Raw genomic sequence first — 16,448 nt, 5'->3', positions numbered from 1 at the left:
AAATATAAAGAACTAGTTAAGTGTATATTATCAGTTCTGTTGTTTATTACGAGTATCGGGTTTAGTAAGGTTCATACAAAAGCTGGTATAGAAGTTTTTATCAGATGCAATTAACTGGTATGAGGCCGCGTAAAAGCTTTTCCAGCCGGTTTCATTTCTTTCAAAATTAACGTAAAAAGCATCGTTTAAATCTTGTTTTAAAATAGACTGCGCGTTTTTAAAGTTAATGTACCAGGCAACATTGCTTCTTTCGGCTATCAGTTTATCAAACTGGTTATACTGTTGTATTTTGCTTTGAAATTTGTGGTTGATGTAGGTGTCGTTATAACTTTTTAACTCCAACTCGCTGTTTGCTAAGATCAAATAGTTATCAATGATTATAAACCAGGGGTGATTAAACGCGCTAAAGGCGTCGCCCAATAAAAAAAATGGGAGTTTGTTGTAATTTAACTGGCCCATATCGTCATTACTCATGTTACTGATGTACTTCATTACCGGCTTAAACGCGCTGCCATCTTTTAAACTGATGATGGCAATTTTTTCCATATAGCGGGTAGTAACTACGGCAAACTCATTATTTAACACCTGGTTAAATTCGGTTATCAAATTAATGCCGGTTTCGGCTTTTACTTTAGTAAATATCGAATCTTTCTCGTGCTGCATTTTGGCTTTAATCTGCCAGTCGGACAGATCTGACTTGAATTTTTTAGGATCAGATACCGCGAAACTTATGCTATAAGCTGTGGTTGACGGGAAGATATCTTTTAAATGGTTGGTAACGGGTTGCTGTCCCGCAAATAAATTTAAATAAGTTGATGGTTGATTTGGCTGGATGTTTGAAAACCCGGTAAATAATAATGCATCGCTTTTAAAGTTAATGTTTAGTGCAGCAAGCGCGGGCAGCAACCTGAAATTTTTAAATATGTCGGTATTTTTATTTTTAAATAATACCTCAAAAAGTGGGTTTAAACAGTTGTAATTGATGTACAAGTTAGCCAGCGAATTTGTGTTTTGTTGAGCGGGCAGCATTAAAAAATGCTGTTTGTTTTTTTGTGGGATGTAATGGGCGCTTTGTTCTATCAGTTCTTTCGAAAAACTGCCGGTATAAATACCTTCCTCTTTATTGATCAAATAAAACCGCTTCTTTAATATGCCTGAGTAAATAGTGTATGTTTTTTTTCCATCAATGGTATCCGGGGTAACTAATAATCCTTTGTTTAATTGCTTCGGCAGCTTATCCATATCAGCAGGGTTAAACCCTTTTGATGCAGCGATAGTGATCAATAATTCAATTGTATTGTCTTTTAATGGATGTAACGATATAAAAGTATTTTGGCCCGTAAAATGTTTTTGAAGTGGTGGATTTGATAACAATTGGTTACGCAAGGTGTCCAGATCGGCCAGTTGCTTTTGGCCAATAACAGCGGCAAAGAGTTTATTGCCATTAAAAATATCATAAAAGCTGTCTTCGTTATTAAATTCAAGTACCAGCGCGGCGTTATCGGGGATGGTGCGCATGGTTTCGCCATTGTGTAAACCGGGAGTATTTAAATTTTTAAAATAGACAACTGTTATAGCCGCTGCGGCTATAAGCAAAATTATTGTGGTAATAATTAATCGTCTCATAAATAGTTTACGCTGCAAGTTAGATTTTTACAGCGAGGCATTCAAGTAATACTTTCAATTGGTTAACTTAGCCTTTTAAACTTACCATGAATAAGTCAATAATTATTACCGCTGCTATATTTGGCATGGTGGCTGTTATAGCTGGCGCCTTTGGTGCACACGGCTTAAAAGCATTAATTGAACCAACGCAATTAGCAGTGTGGCATACTGCTGTCGAGTATAATTTTTACCATGTTTTTGCTTTGTTGTTTGTTTCAATATTACCTCAAAATAAAACTAAGTGGGTTACTGTTAGCTACTATATGTTTACGTTTGGTATTGTGTTTTTTTCGGGATCATTATATCTATTAGCCTGTCGCGAACTATTGCACATGGACTGGCTTTGGATAATGGGCCCAATAACTCCGGTAGGTGGTTTGCTTTTTATTGTGGGATGGCTGTCGCTTGCAATGGCTGCAACCAGGATGAAATAACATATGCTTGAATTTGCCGAAGCACCATACGCTGATAGAAAAACACTTTTTGTAGAGGTAATTTTGCCGCTTGCCATAGCTAAAAATTACACCTACAGGGTGCCTTTCGAATTAAATAATTTAATTGCCATTGGTAAACGCGTTGTTGTGCAGTTTGGTAAAAGTAAGCTCTATACGGCCGTTGTAGCCGCTATAACAGAGCATCCACCCGAAAAATATGAAGCCAAATATTTACTGGAGATCTTAGACGACCGTCCCGTTGTAACTGAGCGTCAATTACATTTTTGGAAATGGCTGGGCGAGTACTATATGTGTAACGATGGCGAAGTGATGAACGCCGCGCTACCATCAGCCTTAAAATTAGCCAGCGAAACCAAAATAGAACTTAATAAGGAATTTGAATACGATAAAGCCACCTTACACGATAAAGAGTTTTTAATTGTTGAGGCGCTTGAGATCCAGCCTGAGCTAACCATAAGCGATATAGCCAAACTGTTGAGCCAAAAAACAGTAATGCCACTACTGAAAGGGCTGTTCGAGAAAAACATCATCAATATCTCCGAAGAGGTAAACGACCGTTACAAGCCCCGTAAGCGTACTTTTTTAACGCTTAGCCCGGTATACCAAGACCAGGAGAATTTAAAAGAACTGTTTGCCATACTAGAGAAACGCGCCCCCAAGCAAGCTGATGCGGTATTGGCTTATATTAAGCTGACACGTCATCAAAAAACCGTATCAAAAAACGAATTAATTGAGGAGAGTGGCGCAGGCGCTTCAAGTATTGCTTCATTAATTGAAAAAGAGATATTAATTGCCGAAGAAAAAAATGTAAGCCGCCTTTATTTTGAGGAGGAAGACTTAAATGCAAATTTTGAACTAAGTGAGCAGCAACAGCAAGTTTTAACGAATATAAAACATCAGTTTGCGCAAAAAGATGTGGTACTGTTGCACGGGGTAACATCGTCAGGCAAAACGCAGATCTATATCAGGCTGATAGAGCAAATGATAGCGCAGGGCAAACAGGTGCTTTATTTACTGCCCGAGATTGCACTTACCACCCATATTATTGAACGTTTACGCCAATACTTCGGTACCAGCATAGGTGTATATCATTCGCGTTTTAATGATAACGAGCGGGTAGAGGTTTGGCAGAAAGTGTTGAACAATGAATATAAGGTAGTGCTGGGGGCGCGGTCATCTGTATTCCTGCCGTATGCCGATCTGGGGATGATCATAGTTGATGAAGAACACGAAACCTCCTACAAACAATTTGACCCGGCACCGCGCTATAACGCCCGCGATGCAGCCATATTTCTGGCTAATATGCACCAGGGTAAAGTATTGCTGGGGTCGGCTACGCCATCGTTTGAGAGTTATTTTAATGCGCGAACACATAAATACGGCTTCGCCGAATTAACCGAGCGTTATGGCGGTGTAGAGCTACCCACTATTGAGGTAGTTAGCATTGCTGAGGAAACCAAAAAGAAAACCATACAATCGCACTTTACAAGCGTGTTGATGGCTGATATACAAACGGCGCTTACTAATAAAGAACAAGTAATACTATTCCAAAATCGCAGGGGATATGCGCCGGTTTTACTATGTAAAATATGCGCCTATACACCTAAATGTATCAACTGCGATGTAAGCCTTACCTATCATAAACATAGTGGTAAACTGCATTGCCATTATTGCGGCTATAAGGAAGATACGCCACCTATCTGCCCGGCCTGCGGATCGACACATTTGGAGTACCGGGGCTTTGGTACAGAGAAGATAGAGGATGAACTAAGTATTATTCTGCCGGAAGCGCGTATTACCCGAATGGATTTGGATACAACGCGATCCAAAAACTCGCTGCAAAATATATTGAATGATCTGGAGGAGAAAAAGATAGATATATTGGTGGGCACCCAAATGGTAGCCAAAGGGCTTGATTTTGCCGATGTTACCGTAATAGGTATCATTAATGCCGATAGCTTATTAAAATACCCAGACTATCGCGCCAACGAGCGCAGTTACCAAATGCTGGCGCAGGTAAGTGGCAGGGCAGGGCGTAGAGGCAAACAAGGCAAGGTGGTGATACAAACTTATGACCCATCGCATAGGGTTATTAAACAGGTGATAGAGAATAATTACAGCGATCTGTATTTTACCGAAATGGAAGAGCGCAAAGCTTTTCATTACCCGCCGTTTTATCGCATTATCAATTTAGATATCAAACATAAAAATCCCGAGATACTGCATAATCAGGCAACTTACTTAGGCAACCAATTACGTAAACACTTTGGCGATGAACGAGTAATAGGGCCACAAGTACCATTAGTTAGCCGTATCCGTAATTATTATATACAATCCATTATGCTCAAGTTTGAGAAGGACGGCGTATCTATTAATAAAGTAAAAGCTACTGTAAGAGAGGTGATAACCCAGTTTCAAACTACTAAACTAAGTAAAGGTAGTGTGGTTCAACCAGATGTAGATCCGTACTAGATCTTGCTATAAAATGCCGTAAATCCTATTAACTTTGGGCAACAATGGGATACAAATACATAGATAATTACCGGGAGCAGGGCGCAAGAAAAAAACTGGTTGAAGAGCTACGAAAAAAAGGAATTGAAGACGAAAACGTACTTAAAGCCATAGGTAAAATTACCCGCCACTTTTTTTTCGATGAAACTTTCTGGAACCAGGCTTATAAAGATATCGCTTTCCCGATAGGCGAGGGGCAAACCATTTCACAACCCTATACAGTTGCTTATCAAACCGAATTGCTGCACATAAAAAAAGATGATAAAGTACTGGAGATAGGTACCGGGTCCGGCTATCAAACCTGCGTGTTGATTGAAGTTGGTGCCAAAGTTTACACTATTGAGCGCCAGGAAAAGCTGTATGAGCGTACCAAACTCATCCTGCCCAAAATGGGCTATAAAGCCAAATTCTTTTTAGGTGACGGCTCTAAAGGCATAGCCAGCCATGCACCTTACGATAAGATAATTGTAACAGCAGGTGCACCAACCGTGCCCGAGATACTGTTAAATCAACTAAATATTGGCGGTATACTGGTTATCCCGGTAGGAGATGAGCAATCGCAAAAAATGGTTACCATACTAAAAGTTGGCGAGCACGATTACGAAAAGCATGTGTTGGATACATTTAGGTTTGTGCCGTTGGTAGGCGAGAGAGCCTGGTAGCTTCAGTTTGCAGTTTTAAGTTAGCGGTTTGCAGTTGTTTTTGCCCACTGCAAACTATTAACTGCCAACTACCTTTTCATCGCTCTATCTATCTCCACCTTGGTATCACGCTCTTTCAAGGTTTCGCGCTTATCAAAAGTCTTTTTACCCTGGGCCAGGCCAATTTCCAATTTGGCAAAACCGCGCTCACTGATGAATAATGCTAGTGGTACTATGGTCAATCCTTTTTCTTCGCCGCGGGTTTGGAGCTTTTTTAGCTCTTTTTTGTTGAGCAATAAAATACGGTCGCGTTTGGCTTCGTGGTTGTAAAATGAGCCGAACGAATATTCGGCAATATGCAGATTACGTACATAAAGTTGGTCACTAATAAACGTGCAAAACGCATCATTAATATTAGCCTTACCCTGGCGGATAGATTTGATCTCGGTACCCAATAGCTTTAGTCCGGCGGTATAGGTATCCAGGATATGGTATTCAAAATAAGCCTTTTTATTCTTTATGTATATTTTATCCTCAGTCATAACTTCTTCGGTGCAAACTTAAAGAAATTAGTGATTAGTTAATTGGCGATTAGAGATTAGTTGGAAAACGTTATTTATACTAATCACCAATTCACTAATCTCTATTGCTGCGGTTTAACCACCAATACCGGTATATTCACCAAGTGCCTAACCTTATTAAGGGTTGTGCCAAATATCAGATCCTTCAATGCTTTGTGACCGTGCGATCCCATTACTACAAAGTCTATTTTTTCTTTGTTAATTATGTCGACTATAGCCCTGGCCGCAATGCCGTAACCTATTTGTGGCTCGGCATGGTAGCCTAGTTTTTTTAGGGCGATAACATATTGTTCCAGGTTATCGACATCGCTTTGGGTTTCGTGGTCCATTACCTCGCCACCGTAGTACTGGGCTCCTGCAGTTTCAACCACATGTATTAATGTGTATTTAGCTTTTTTGCCACCCTGCATAATTGCGTGGCGCAAAGTGTTGGTGTCGTTTTCAGAAAAATCAATACTAACGCCTATGTGATGATACTCTATCGCGTCTAAATTATTAATAGCGCTGGCAATACCATGCGGGATAAAAATAGGGGCATCAGCATGTTTAAATAGCATTGGTCTAAAAAATACATATAGTAAAAGTAACAGTATGCCTATCACAACAGGTATCACCAATACATACATCCAAAAAGCGGTTGATGGCGAAGTGGTGGCCCAGCTATTTATCTGCTCGTAAACCAACTTGGCATTTAACCCAACAATAATAAAAGCGCTTGCCCAGGCTGCAATTTTAACTTTTAAACTGATGGCGAAATTGCCCATCTTCTTTTTATCAGATGTAAAATGTATTAGCGGAATAACCGCAAAACCCAATTGTAAACTTAATACCACCTGGCTTAATATAATAAGGTTACCCAAGCCATCCTCGCCCGAATAAATAATAGTGAACACAGCCGGAACAATCGCCAGTACGCGTGTTAGCAACCTACGCAGCCATGGCTCAATCCGGAGGTTAATGTGGCCCTCCATAATGATCTGTCCGGCAAGGGTACCTGTTATGGTCGAACTTTGGCCTGCGGCGATGAGCGCTATAGCAAACAATACTGGTGCGGTACGGCCAAAAATATGTTCTAATAATTTATACGCATCCTGTATCTCGGCAATATGGAAATAGCCATTTTTAAAGAATGCGCTGGCCGCCAATATCAATATAGCCGCGTTTACTAAAAACGCCAGGTTAAGCGCTATTACGGTATCAAACAGGTTGAATTTTATAGCGGTTTTAATACCAACGTCTGTTCGGGTTATTTGCCGGGTTTGTACTAATGAAGAATGGAGATATAAGTTATGCGGCATTACCGTTGCGCCTATAATACCAATAGCTATATATAAAGCGCTACCGGTTAAATTGCCGGGGATAAAGCCTTTTGCTACTTCTTTAACATCAGGCGTAACAATAAACATTTCTATTAAGAAAGATAGGCCCACAATAAATATCATAGATACTATAAAGGCCTCCAGTTTGCGCATGCCTTTATTCATCAGGAAGAGCATTAGCAAAGTATCAGTAATGGTAAGCGATACGCCCCAAATCAGCGGTAAATGAAACAGTAGGTTTAACCCAATAGCCATGCCGATGATCTCGGCCAGGTCGCAGGCTATTATGGCTATCTGTGCCAGTATATACAGACAAAAGTTAATAAAGCGGGGGTAGGTGATTTTAGAAGCTTGCGCCAGATCCAGTCCACGCACAATACCTAATCGTGCGCTTAATGATTGTAGCAATAGCGCGATAAGATTTGATGCAAACAGCACCCAAATCAACTTATAACCAAAAGCGCTGCCGCCGGCAATATCGGTGGCCCAGTTGCCGGGGTCCATATAACCAACGCTAACTAAATAGGCAGGGCCAACAAAGGCTAATATCTTTTTCCAACCGGTTTTGTTTTCAGTAGTAACCGATCCGTGAACATTTTCTAATGATTCTTTGTATCCCCTACTCATATCACTATCAATAAGTTTTTGGCTACTTCACGGCTTATATGGGTAGTTGTTTGCTCAACCTGTAGTATCATGGAGTGGTCGTAATCTATTATTTCTGTAACTGTTATTTTTTTGCCGATGGTGAGTTGCTGCTTTTCCAGGTATTGCAAAAAAGTTGCCGAGTGGTCGCGTACCCCGGATATTATTCCGCCCTCATTAACAGCGAGTGAAGCAATTGGTTTAAGTTCATGTTTTTTAAAATTACCGTCCCGGTCGGGGATAGGGTCGCCATGCGGATCATGCTTGGGGTAGTCCATAAATTTATCCAGCCGGTCTATTAATTCTACAGAGGAGATATGCTCCATTTCCTCGGCCATTTCATGCACTTCATCCCATTTAAAATTTAACTTCTCTACCAAAAAATATTCCCAAAGGCGGTGCTTGCGGATGATCTGCAAAGCGATCTTCTTGCCCACTGCGGTAAGCGTAACCCCCTGGTATTTTTCGTAGTTAATAAGTTCTTTATCAGCCAGCTTTTTTAGCATATCCGTTACCGATGCAGCTTTGGTATTTAGCGCGGCGGCTATTTGATTGGTGCTAACATTGGCATCACTTAATGATAAATGATAAATGGCTTTTAAATAATTTTCTTCGGCTAAAGTATTCATTTAAGCAAATCTAATAAAAAATTTAGACTTGTCTAAAAATAAATGTTTAAAAAATTATATTTTACATATCTTGATATTGAAAAATATAATTTTGTACTTTGTTGCAAATTATACAAGTAGTTATGGCTGCAGAACTAGACAGGATTGACCTGCAAATACTTAAAACCTTACAAGAGAACGGAAGAATTACCAATCTCCAGCTATCTACCGAGATCGGCCTATCGCCGGCCCCAACGCTGGAGCGTGTGCGCAAACTGGAAAATGCCGAATATATAAAAAGCTATCATGCCTTGGTTGACGAAGAAAAACTAGGCCTGGGTATCAAAACATTTATACAGATATCGCTTGATTTTCATCAGAAAAATACCATCCAAACTTTTATTAGCGAGATACAGCAAATTAAAGAAGTGACCGAGTGCCACCACGTAACCGGCCAATGCGATTTCCTTTTGAAAGTTTATGTGCGCGACATCAAATCATACGAACAACTGATCATGGAAAAGATAAGTCGCATTAGCGTGGTTAAAACTTTCCAGACAATGATGATCATGTCGACCAGTAAGAAAGAGCCGATAGTACCGCTGGAATATTAATGAGTGAATGAGTGAGTTTTGAATGAGTGATGATTTGAAATTGATATAATGAACAGGAAGAAAATAATTATAAGAATAGTATTAGTTTGTTTACTGGTCTCTATGATAACTCATTGGCGCGATGTGAAAAATGGCTTTATAGACGGTTTTAATGAAGGATTTAACAGCATCCCCGCCAAGTAACATTCCTCAATCACTCATTAATAATTCACTCATTCCTTTATACTCCAATCAATAGGCTTCTTACCCTCTTTTTCTAAATAGGCGTTTGTTCTTGAAAACGGCTTCGAGCCAAAGAATCCGCCGTGGCTTACTGCTAGGGGCGATGGATGGGTTGATTTGATAATCAGATGTTTATTGGTATCTATTAGCACTGCTTTTGATTGCGCGTAGGCCCCCCATAAAATAAATACCACACCTTCTTTTTTGTCGGATATGGTCTTGATTACCGTGTCGGTAAATTTTTCCCATCCCTTTTTTTGATGCGAGCCGGCATTTGCAGCCTGTACGGTTAATGTGGCGTTGAGTAAGAGTACGCCTTGTTCGGCCCATGCGGTTAAATCACCGGATTGAGGGATGGTAAAACCGGGTATATCGGTAGATAATTCTTTATAGATGTTTTTTAAAGATGGTGGTACAGCAACCCCTTTTTGTACAGAGAATGATAAGCCATGCGCCTGCCCGGGGCCATGGTAGGGGTCCTGGCCAATTATAACTACCTTAACATTATCAAACGGAGTTTTGGCAAAAGCGTTAAATATGTCGCTGCTTTTTGGGTATATAGTTTTGCCGGTTTGCTTCTCCTCTTTTAAAAATTGTTTAAGTTTTTGCATGTAATCCTGCTCAAACTCGCTGCTTAAAACCTTCAGCCATGACGACTCTAATTCAATTGCCATAAATATTGATGTAGATGTTGATTAAGACTACAAATAAACGGATATTTGCACTTTAATTTATAGGATAACAAATTATGTCAAATATAATTCGGCTGATTGCAGCCTGTGTTTTTTTTGGTGCCGCGGTTGCACTTTGTGTATTTGGATTTTGGGGATGGGGGATATTGGTACTGCTGTTAGGCGGTATCATCCTATTATCGTTCTTCTTTAACGAGAACATGATCATAGCACAATATTTTCTGCGTAAAGAAAATTCAGACAAAGCAGATGCGTGGTTATTAAAAATAGCTAATTACGAAAAGCAACTTCATAAAAACCAACATGGCTATTATAACCTGTTACTGGGTTTAATAGAATCGCGCAAAGCGCCTTTAAAATCAGAGAAATATTTTAAAAAAGCCTTACAATTGGGCATGACCATGTCGCACAACACAGCTTTGGCCAAGTTAAGCCTGGCGGGCATAGCAATGGCTAAACGCAATAAGCGTGAAGCGACAATGTATTTGCAGGAAGCGGCTAAAGATGATAAGAATAAATTGCTGACAGATCAGATCAAAATGATGAAACAGCAAATGGCTCAGATGGACAAACAGGTAATAAAGGGCGGATATCGCCAACAGTTTTAATCAAGAAAAATAGCCTTTAAAACATTGCGTTTTAGAGGCTATTTTTCTTCTATTGAGCTGAAATAATCTGGCTCAGACTGGTGGCTTTGATTATAGCTGATGTTCCTGTCTGGTGTAGCCGTACTTTCCTCGGATGGGTTTGCCACTTCAACCATCTTTAATAAGCTCCTGATAAATGATAAGTTGAAATTCGATCGGTTCAGCTTGATCAGGTACTCGCTTTCCGTAATTTCTAAGATTGAGTTAACCATAATTTTTTCAATAAGTGTTTGTATGTAAACATACGCAACACATTGGATGCCAAAGTTTCCGGAGTTTTATCTTTGTATTAAAGAATTGTTAATAACGATTGTGGAAAACGTTATTTTATAGGTAGAGACGCAAATACTTTGCGTCTCTTTTTGCATTATCCTAAGAGGCAAGGCATTGCGTCTCTACAAATTTTTATTCAAACCACGCCATCACTACCTCTTTTGCAGGCATAGTAATTTCCAGCTTCAATTTTTTACGCATACCGCCCAGATCATTAAACACCTTGTTGGGGTTTCCGGCTTTTAGCTCTTCAACCGTATTAAAGCCCATCTTGTTTAAAACTGGCACCCACTCGGCAGGTACGCCAATGTTTATAAAATCATCGGCAGTAACAACTTTGGCTTTTTTCTCGGGGCGCATTTGCGGGAAGAACAATACTTCCTGTATAGTGCTTTGGTTGGTTAATAACATCACCAAGCGGTCAATACCAATACCCAGGCCAGATGTCGGTGGCATACCGTACTCAAGGGCGCGTAAAAAGTCATCATCCATAGCCATAGCTTCATCATCGCCACGGCCTGCCAGTATCAATTGTTCTTCTAAACGTTCGCGTTGATCAATTGGGTCGTTTAATTCAGAATAGGCATTAGCTATCTCTTTACCATTAACAAACAGCTCGAAACGCTCAACCAGGCCATCTTTGGTGCGGTGCTTTTTAGCAAGCGGTGTCATTTCGATCGGGTAGTCGGTAATGTAGGTTGGCTGTATCAGACTGGCTTCCACTTTGGCGCTAAATATCTCATCTATCAGTTTGCCTTTACCCATGGTTGCATCAACTTCAATTTTCAAGTCAGCACAGGTTTCGCGTAAGCCAGCCTCATCCATTGCTGATACATCAATGCCGGTATATTTTAGTATCGACTCATACATAGTTAACCTGGTGTACGGCCCGGCGAAGTTGATCTCGTTAGCGCCTACCTGTACAGCGGCAATACCATGTACGGCACGGGCCACTTCTTCCAAACATTCTTCCACCATAGCCATCATCCAGATATAATCTTTATAGGCTACGTATATTTCCATAGCGGTAAATTCGGGGTTATGGGTGCGGTCCATGCCTTCGTTACGGAACATTTTACCAAACTCATAAACGCCGTCAAAACCGGCTACTATTAATCTTTTTAAATATAACTCGTTAGCTATGCGCAAAAATAAAGGCATATCCAACGTATTATGATGCGTACCAAACGGACGCGCTGCCGCGCCACCATGTACAGGCTGTAGGATAGGTGTTTCTACCTCCATCCATCCCTGGTTATTAAAGTAGTTACGCATGGCGCTAATTACTTTTGATCTTTTAATGAAGATCTGTTTAAATTCCGGGTTAACCGTTAAATCAACATAGCGCTGGCGGTAACGCATTTCGGGATCAGTAAATCCATCATGGATGTTGCCTTCTTCATCGCGTTTTACAACAGGTAGCGGTTTAAGCGATTTTGATAGTATGGTCAACTCTTGTACATGTACAGAGATCTCTCCGGTTTGGGTTAAAAACACGTAGCCTTTAATACCTACGTAATCGCCAATATCCAGCAGTTTTTTAAATACGGTATTGTATAAGGTTTTATCCTCGCCAGGGCAAATATCATCGCGTTTCAGGTATATCTGCATACGGCCGGTACTATCCTGTATCTCGGCGAACGATGCGCTGCCCATGATACGGCGCGTCATGATACGCCCGGCAATAGTTACATTTTTATAAGTATTAGGGAAAGTTGCAAAGTTATCAGTGATATCTTGTGCGAAAGCGGTAACCTTATATTCCTCGGCAGGATACGGGTTAATGCCCAGGGCACGTAATTGTTGTAATGATTCGCGGCGTATAATTTCCTGTTCGGATAGTGCAATACTCATGTTTTGTAACGATATTTTATTAAAGGTGCAAAAATAGGATTTTTTTGCGGTTGTCTGTTAGGATAAGCTTAACATTTGACCAGCGCTGAAATCAAGTAGGACAGACACGGATAGTTAGCGCGGATAATGTATTTATCTTGCCCAACCAATTATCTCAAACCTGTATAATGAACCGAATATTTTTTATAGTGGCTTTTGTAGCGCTATGTTTTATAAATACAATTGCACTTGCCCAGGACGCATTGCTTTCCGGCTTTAAAAACCCACCAACCTCTGCTAAAGCCCGTACATGGTGGCATTGGATAGACGGCAATATAACCAAGGAAGGCATAACTGCGGACCTGGAAGCTATGAAATTTGTAGGCATACAAGAAGCGCAAATATTTAATGTTGGGCAAGGCTATCCCGATGGGCCGGCGACTTATCTGAGTCCCCAATGGCTGGAGCTTTTCAAATTCGCGATATCCGAGGCTAAGCGATTGGGTTTGGAAATCGCGTTTCATAATGGCCCGGGTTGGTCATCAAGCGGTGGCCCTTGGGTTAAGCCGGAGGATGCTATGCAAACGGTAGTTTACAGCCAGGTACTGCTAAAGAGCGGCGAAGTATATAATCAGAAACTACCACAACCAGTAACTAAATTTAACTACTATAAAGATATTGCGGTATTAGCTTTTCCGACGCCTAAAAGCACTGAACGGATAAGCAACCTGAGTGATAAATCACTTTCGGGCGGATTTGTGCCTACGCATATTTATCCCAGCGATAAAATAATTACCCCCACAGCTATAGTAGATAAAAACGAGATCATTAACCTGACCTCAAAAATGGCAACAGATGGTTCGCTGAACTGGACAGTCCCTGCCGGTGATTGGACGATCCTACGCATTGGTCACACACCTAACGGGACGGAGAATCATCCCTCAGAAACAGGCGGCCGGGGTTTAGAAGTTGATAAAATGAGCCGTAAAGCCATGGATGCCTATTGGGCCGGCGGCATCAAACCTATTTTGGATAAAGTTGGCCCACTGGTAGGGCCTACACTTAATAATTGCCTGATAGATAGTTACGAAGTAGGCTGCAACAATTGGACGGACGGATTTGATAGAGAGTTTAGAAAACGCCGCGGTTATGATATACTACAGTATCTGCCTGCACTTGCCGGTTATTATGTTGAAAGTGGTGAAGTGAGTGAACGTTTTTTATGGGATTTTCGTAAAACCATTGGCGATCTGATGGTTAATAACTATTACGGTTATTTTGGAGAACTTTGCCATAAAGCCGGGATGAAATTTTCTACAGAACCTTATGGCGGTCCGTTCGAGGGTTTGAAAGCAGGCGCTACCAGTGATATTGTGATGGGCGAGTTCTGGCTAGCAAATAATACTTCTTCAGAGTCGACCAAGTTGGCTGCCTCTATCGCGCATTTAAAAGGCAGCCCGATTGTAGGTGCAGAATCATTTACCAGCATAGGGGGGTGGAAAAATCATCCCGCTACCATGAAGCAACTGGGCGATATGATGTGGACAGAAGGCATAAACCGTTTTATATTTCACACTTACGCTCATCAACCCTGGAACATTGGCCCAGGTATGACTTTCCACCAGTATGGAATGGAAATGAACCGCAATAACACCTGGTGGCAGCAAAGCAGGGTGTATATGGATTATATAGCACGTTCTCAGTATTTGCTGCAACAAGGCAAAAGCATGGGCGACGTGTTAGTTTTTTCGGATGAGTCGTCGCCAAATGACGCTATAATCAGGCCAGATATAAAGGCCTTGGGTTATGATTATGACGAGATCGGCCCGGATCAATTAGCACAATTAACAGCCAGGAATGGAAAAATATACGGTGGTAATGGCTTAGCTTATCGTTTATTGGTACTGCCCGAAACTTACTGGGCCACACCGCAATTATTAGCCAAACTAAAAAGCTTAATTGCTGGCGGAGCGATAATCATCGGCCCAAAGCCTGTAAAATCTCCGAGCCTGCAAGGCTACCCGGCTTGCGATAAGGAAGTCACCCAGTTGGCTAACGAATTATGGCCCGGTAAAATATCCACAGACCTTTCTATGGCTAATGCCTTTAAAAAATTGGCTATCGCTCCTGATTTTTCGGGAGGGCCCACCGGGTCTGATTTAAAATTTATTCATCGTGTGGTAGATAATGATGATGTTTATTTCATAAGCAATCCACAAGCAGAGCAACGTGATGAAGTATGTAAATTCAGAATTGCAGGTAAAAAACCACAGTTATGGAACCCTGAAACCGGTAAAACTGAAGATATAGCTGTTTGGAAAAAGGTTGACAACAACATCACTGAAATTTCGATCTCATTTAATACTAGCGGAGCTGTATTTGTGATTTTTAGAGGAGCTAAGTCTCCGGTAATCAATCACATTATCAACGTTAAAACCACATTGGATCACCCAGAGCTAAAGCCCTTGCCTGATCTAAAAATTATTAAAGCCGAATATGGTACTTTCCTTCCGGAGGGAATCATTGATGTTACTGACATTGTCAAATCAAAAGTTACAAGTGATGGGGTACATTTGTCGGCCAGCAATGGTTTATTTACCGATCCTGCCGGAGGATCGGTAAAAGAGTTGCGGGTAGAATATGAATTAGCCGGAAAGCTGCATGAGTTAACCGTCGATGAAAACAAACAAGACGATATCAAATTCAACAACCAGGATTTTAAACTGGTAAGAGCGCTATATGGCCGCTTTACCCCGGACATGAAAGGCATGTTGCCTAAATACCCAGTATACGACGTGGTGGCTAAGATCAATGATCTGGTTGCTAAAAACACATTGACATTTGCTATTACTGATCAGGTATTTGACGCAGCACCCGTTAGTGGTATTAGGAGAGAGTTACGTTTGGAATATGCAACCGGTGGAGATATGCGCCATGTTACCATTAGCGAAGGTAGTATGCTTCATTTGGAGTGGGACGGCCCGCAACCGAAAGTGGTTTTTGAAAATGGTAAGCCCGCCTGGGTTACACCTTATAGCGGAAAGATAAATTATACAACAGCATCCGGAACGATTAAAACAACTAGGGTAGCAGCAGTATATAAGCCCATTGAGTTGACAGGCCCATGGGAGGTAAGTTTCCCCAAAAACACCGGTGCGGCAAATAAAACAACTTTTGATAAGCTGGTTTCGTGGCCAACGTTAACCGATGAAAGTATCAAATACTTTTCGGGCACGGCTGTATACAAAAAGCAGTTTACATTAACCAATGCTATTTTACAGAAAGGTAATTCCCTGGAGTTGGATTTGACCAGCGTTGGTGTTATAGCTGAAGTTATTATTAATGGAAAAAACCTGGGGATACTTTGGAAAATACCGTTTAGGATTGAACTTGGTAATGCTGTACATGCAGGCAAGAACAACCTGGAAATACGCGTTACTAATTTATGGGTAAACCGTTTGGTAGGTGATGCGCATTTACCTGATGACTTAAAGTGGAACGGCGTTGTACCTGGTGCATGGCCTGATTGGGTGAACGATAAGGGTAAGCGCGAATCTAAGCGTATTAGCTTTTCTACCTATCGTCATTGGGATGAAAAGTCGCCACTGCTGCCGTCTGGTCTGTTGGGGCCGGTTATTATAAGGTCTTATCAGCATATAAAGTTAATTGAGTAGCGTGTTTATACCATTATTGTACAGCCGGTCAGGAAAGCCCGTGGTAGTATTTTCGATGTAAGTTATCT

The 16,448-nt window shown here is 41.1% G+C and carries 13 protein-coding genes; 6 read left to right on the top strand and 7 right to left on the bottom strand.

Features of this window, described 5'->3' with window-relative positions; genetic code table 11:
* Positions 1–30: 30 nt before the first annotated feature.
* Positions 31–1,626 carry a hypothetical protein gene (locus tag JWQ34_RS15405; RefSeq protein ID WP_299358633.1) on the bottom strand — a complete coding sequence of 532 codons (1,596 nt, stop codon included), beginning with the start codon at positions 1,624–1,626 and terminating at the stop codon, positions 31–33.
* An 86-nt stretch (positions 1,627–1,712) separates the two neighbouring features.
* On the opposite strand from JWQ34_RS15405, the gene JWQ34_RS15400 reads away from it, so the two are divergent.
* Genes JWQ34_RS15400 through JWQ34_RS15390 form a run of 3 tightly spaced genes read left to right on the top strand, consistent with a single transcriptional unit; the run spans position 1,713 to position 5,293 of the window.
* The gene (locus JWQ34_RS15400) at positions 1,713–2,099 is read left to right on the top strand and encodes a DUF423 domain-containing protein (protein WP_299358631.1); all 387 of its coding nucleotides are present in this window, start codon (positions 1,713–1,715) and stop codon (positions 2,097–2,099) included.
* Positions 2,100–2,102: 3 nt separating this feature from the next.
* Positions 2,103–4,592, top strand: coding sequence for a primosomal protein N' (gene priA, locus JWQ34_RS15395; RefSeq protein WP_299358629.1), 2,490 nt, complete (start codon positions 2,103–2,105; stop codon positions 4,590–4,592).
* A 44-nt stretch (positions 4,593–4,636) separates the two neighbouring features.
* Complete coding sequence (locus tag JWQ34_RS15390) at positions 4,637–5,293, top strand: protein-L-isoaspartate(D-aspartate) O-methyltransferase (protein ID WP_299358627.1); 657 nt, start codon at positions 4,637–4,639, stop codon at positions 5,291–5,293.
* Positions 5,294–5,361: 68 nt separating this feature from the next.
* Here the strand turns inward: JWQ34_RS15390 and smpB are convergent, their stop codons facing one another.
* The 3 genes from smpB to JWQ34_RS15375 all read right to left on the bottom strand — a co-directional run bounded on the left by smpB (position 5,362) and on the right by JWQ34_RS15375 (position 8,446).
* Positions 5,362–5,814, bottom strand: a complete 453-nt coding sequence (gene smpB, locus JWQ34_RS15385; RefSeq protein WP_299358625.1) for an SsrA-binding protein SmpB — start codon at positions 5,812–5,814, stop codon at positions 5,362–5,364.
* 101 nt (positions 5,815–5,915) lie between these two features.
* Positions 5,916–7,799: an Nramp family divalent metal transporter gene (locus JWQ34_RS15380; RefSeq protein ID WP_299358623.1), complete on the bottom strand. Its 1,884-nt coding sequence runs from the start codon at positions 7,797–7,799 to the stop codon at positions 5,916–5,918.
* Positions 7,796–8,446 (bottom strand): metal-dependent transcriptional regulator, encoded by a 651-nt coding sequence (locus JWQ34_RS15375; RefSeq protein WP_299358621.1) that lies wholly within the window; start codon positions 8,444–8,446, stop codon positions 7,796–7,798. Before JWQ34_RS15375 ends, JWQ34_RS15380 begins: the two co-directional genes overlap by 4 nt.
* Positions 8,447–8,568: 122 nt before the next feature.
* Between JWQ34_RS15375 and JWQ34_RS15370 the strand changes: the two genes are divergently transcribed.
* Positions 8,569–9,039, top strand: coding sequence for an Lrp/AsnC family transcriptional regulator (locus tag JWQ34_RS15370; protein ID WP_299358619.1), 471 nt, complete (start codon positions 8,569–8,571; stop codon positions 9,037–9,039).
* A gap of 212 nt (positions 9,040–9,251) precedes the next feature.
* Here the strand turns inward: JWQ34_RS15370 and ung are convergent, their stop codons facing one another.
* Positions 9,252–9,935 carry a uracil-DNA glycosylase gene (gene ung / locus JWQ34_RS15365; RefSeq protein ID WP_299358617.1) on the bottom strand — a complete coding sequence of 228 codons (684 nt, stop codon included), beginning with the start codon at positions 9,933–9,935 and terminating at the stop codon, positions 9,252–9,254.
* 74 nt (positions 9,936–10,009) lie between these two features.
* Here ung and JWQ34_RS15360 point away from each other — a divergent pair, with 74 nt between their 5' ends.
* A complete protein-coding gene (locus JWQ34_RS15360; RefSeq protein ID WP_299358615.1) occupies positions 10,010–10,561 on the top strand; it encodes a DUF2892 domain-containing protein in 552 nt (183 codons plus the stop codon).
* A 38-nt stretch (positions 10,562–10,599) separates the two neighbouring features.
* On the opposite strand, the gene JWQ34_RS15355 is transcribed toward JWQ34_RS15360, so the two are convergent.
* Complete coding sequence (locus tag JWQ34_RS15355) at positions 10,600–10,812, bottom strand: hypothetical protein (RefSeq protein WP_299358613.1); 213 nt, start codon at positions 10,810–10,812, stop codon at positions 10,600–10,602.
* A 193-nt stretch (positions 10,813–11,005) separates the two neighbouring features.
* Complete coding sequence (lysS, locus tag JWQ34_RS15350) at positions 11,006–12,727, bottom strand: lysine--tRNA ligase (RefSeq protein ID WP_299358611.1); 1,722 nt, start codon at positions 12,725–12,727, stop codon at positions 11,006–11,008.
* Positions 12,728–12,894: 167 nt separating this feature from the next.
* On the opposite strand from lysS, the gene JWQ34_RS15345 reads away from it, so the two are divergent.
* Positions 12,895–16,380, top strand: a complete 3,486-nt coding sequence (locus tag JWQ34_RS15345; protein WP_299358609.1) for a glycosyl hydrolase — start codon at positions 12,895–12,897, stop codon at positions 16,378–16,380.
* Positions 16,381–16,448 lie beyond the last annotated feature (68 nt).

Source organism: Mucilaginibacter sp., from assembly GCF_028288185.1.
Classification (GTDB): Bacteria; Bacteroidota; Bacteroidia; order Sphingobacteriales; family Sphingobacteriaceae; genus Mucilaginibacter.
This window is presented reverse-complemented; position numbering and strand designations above follow the sequence as displayed.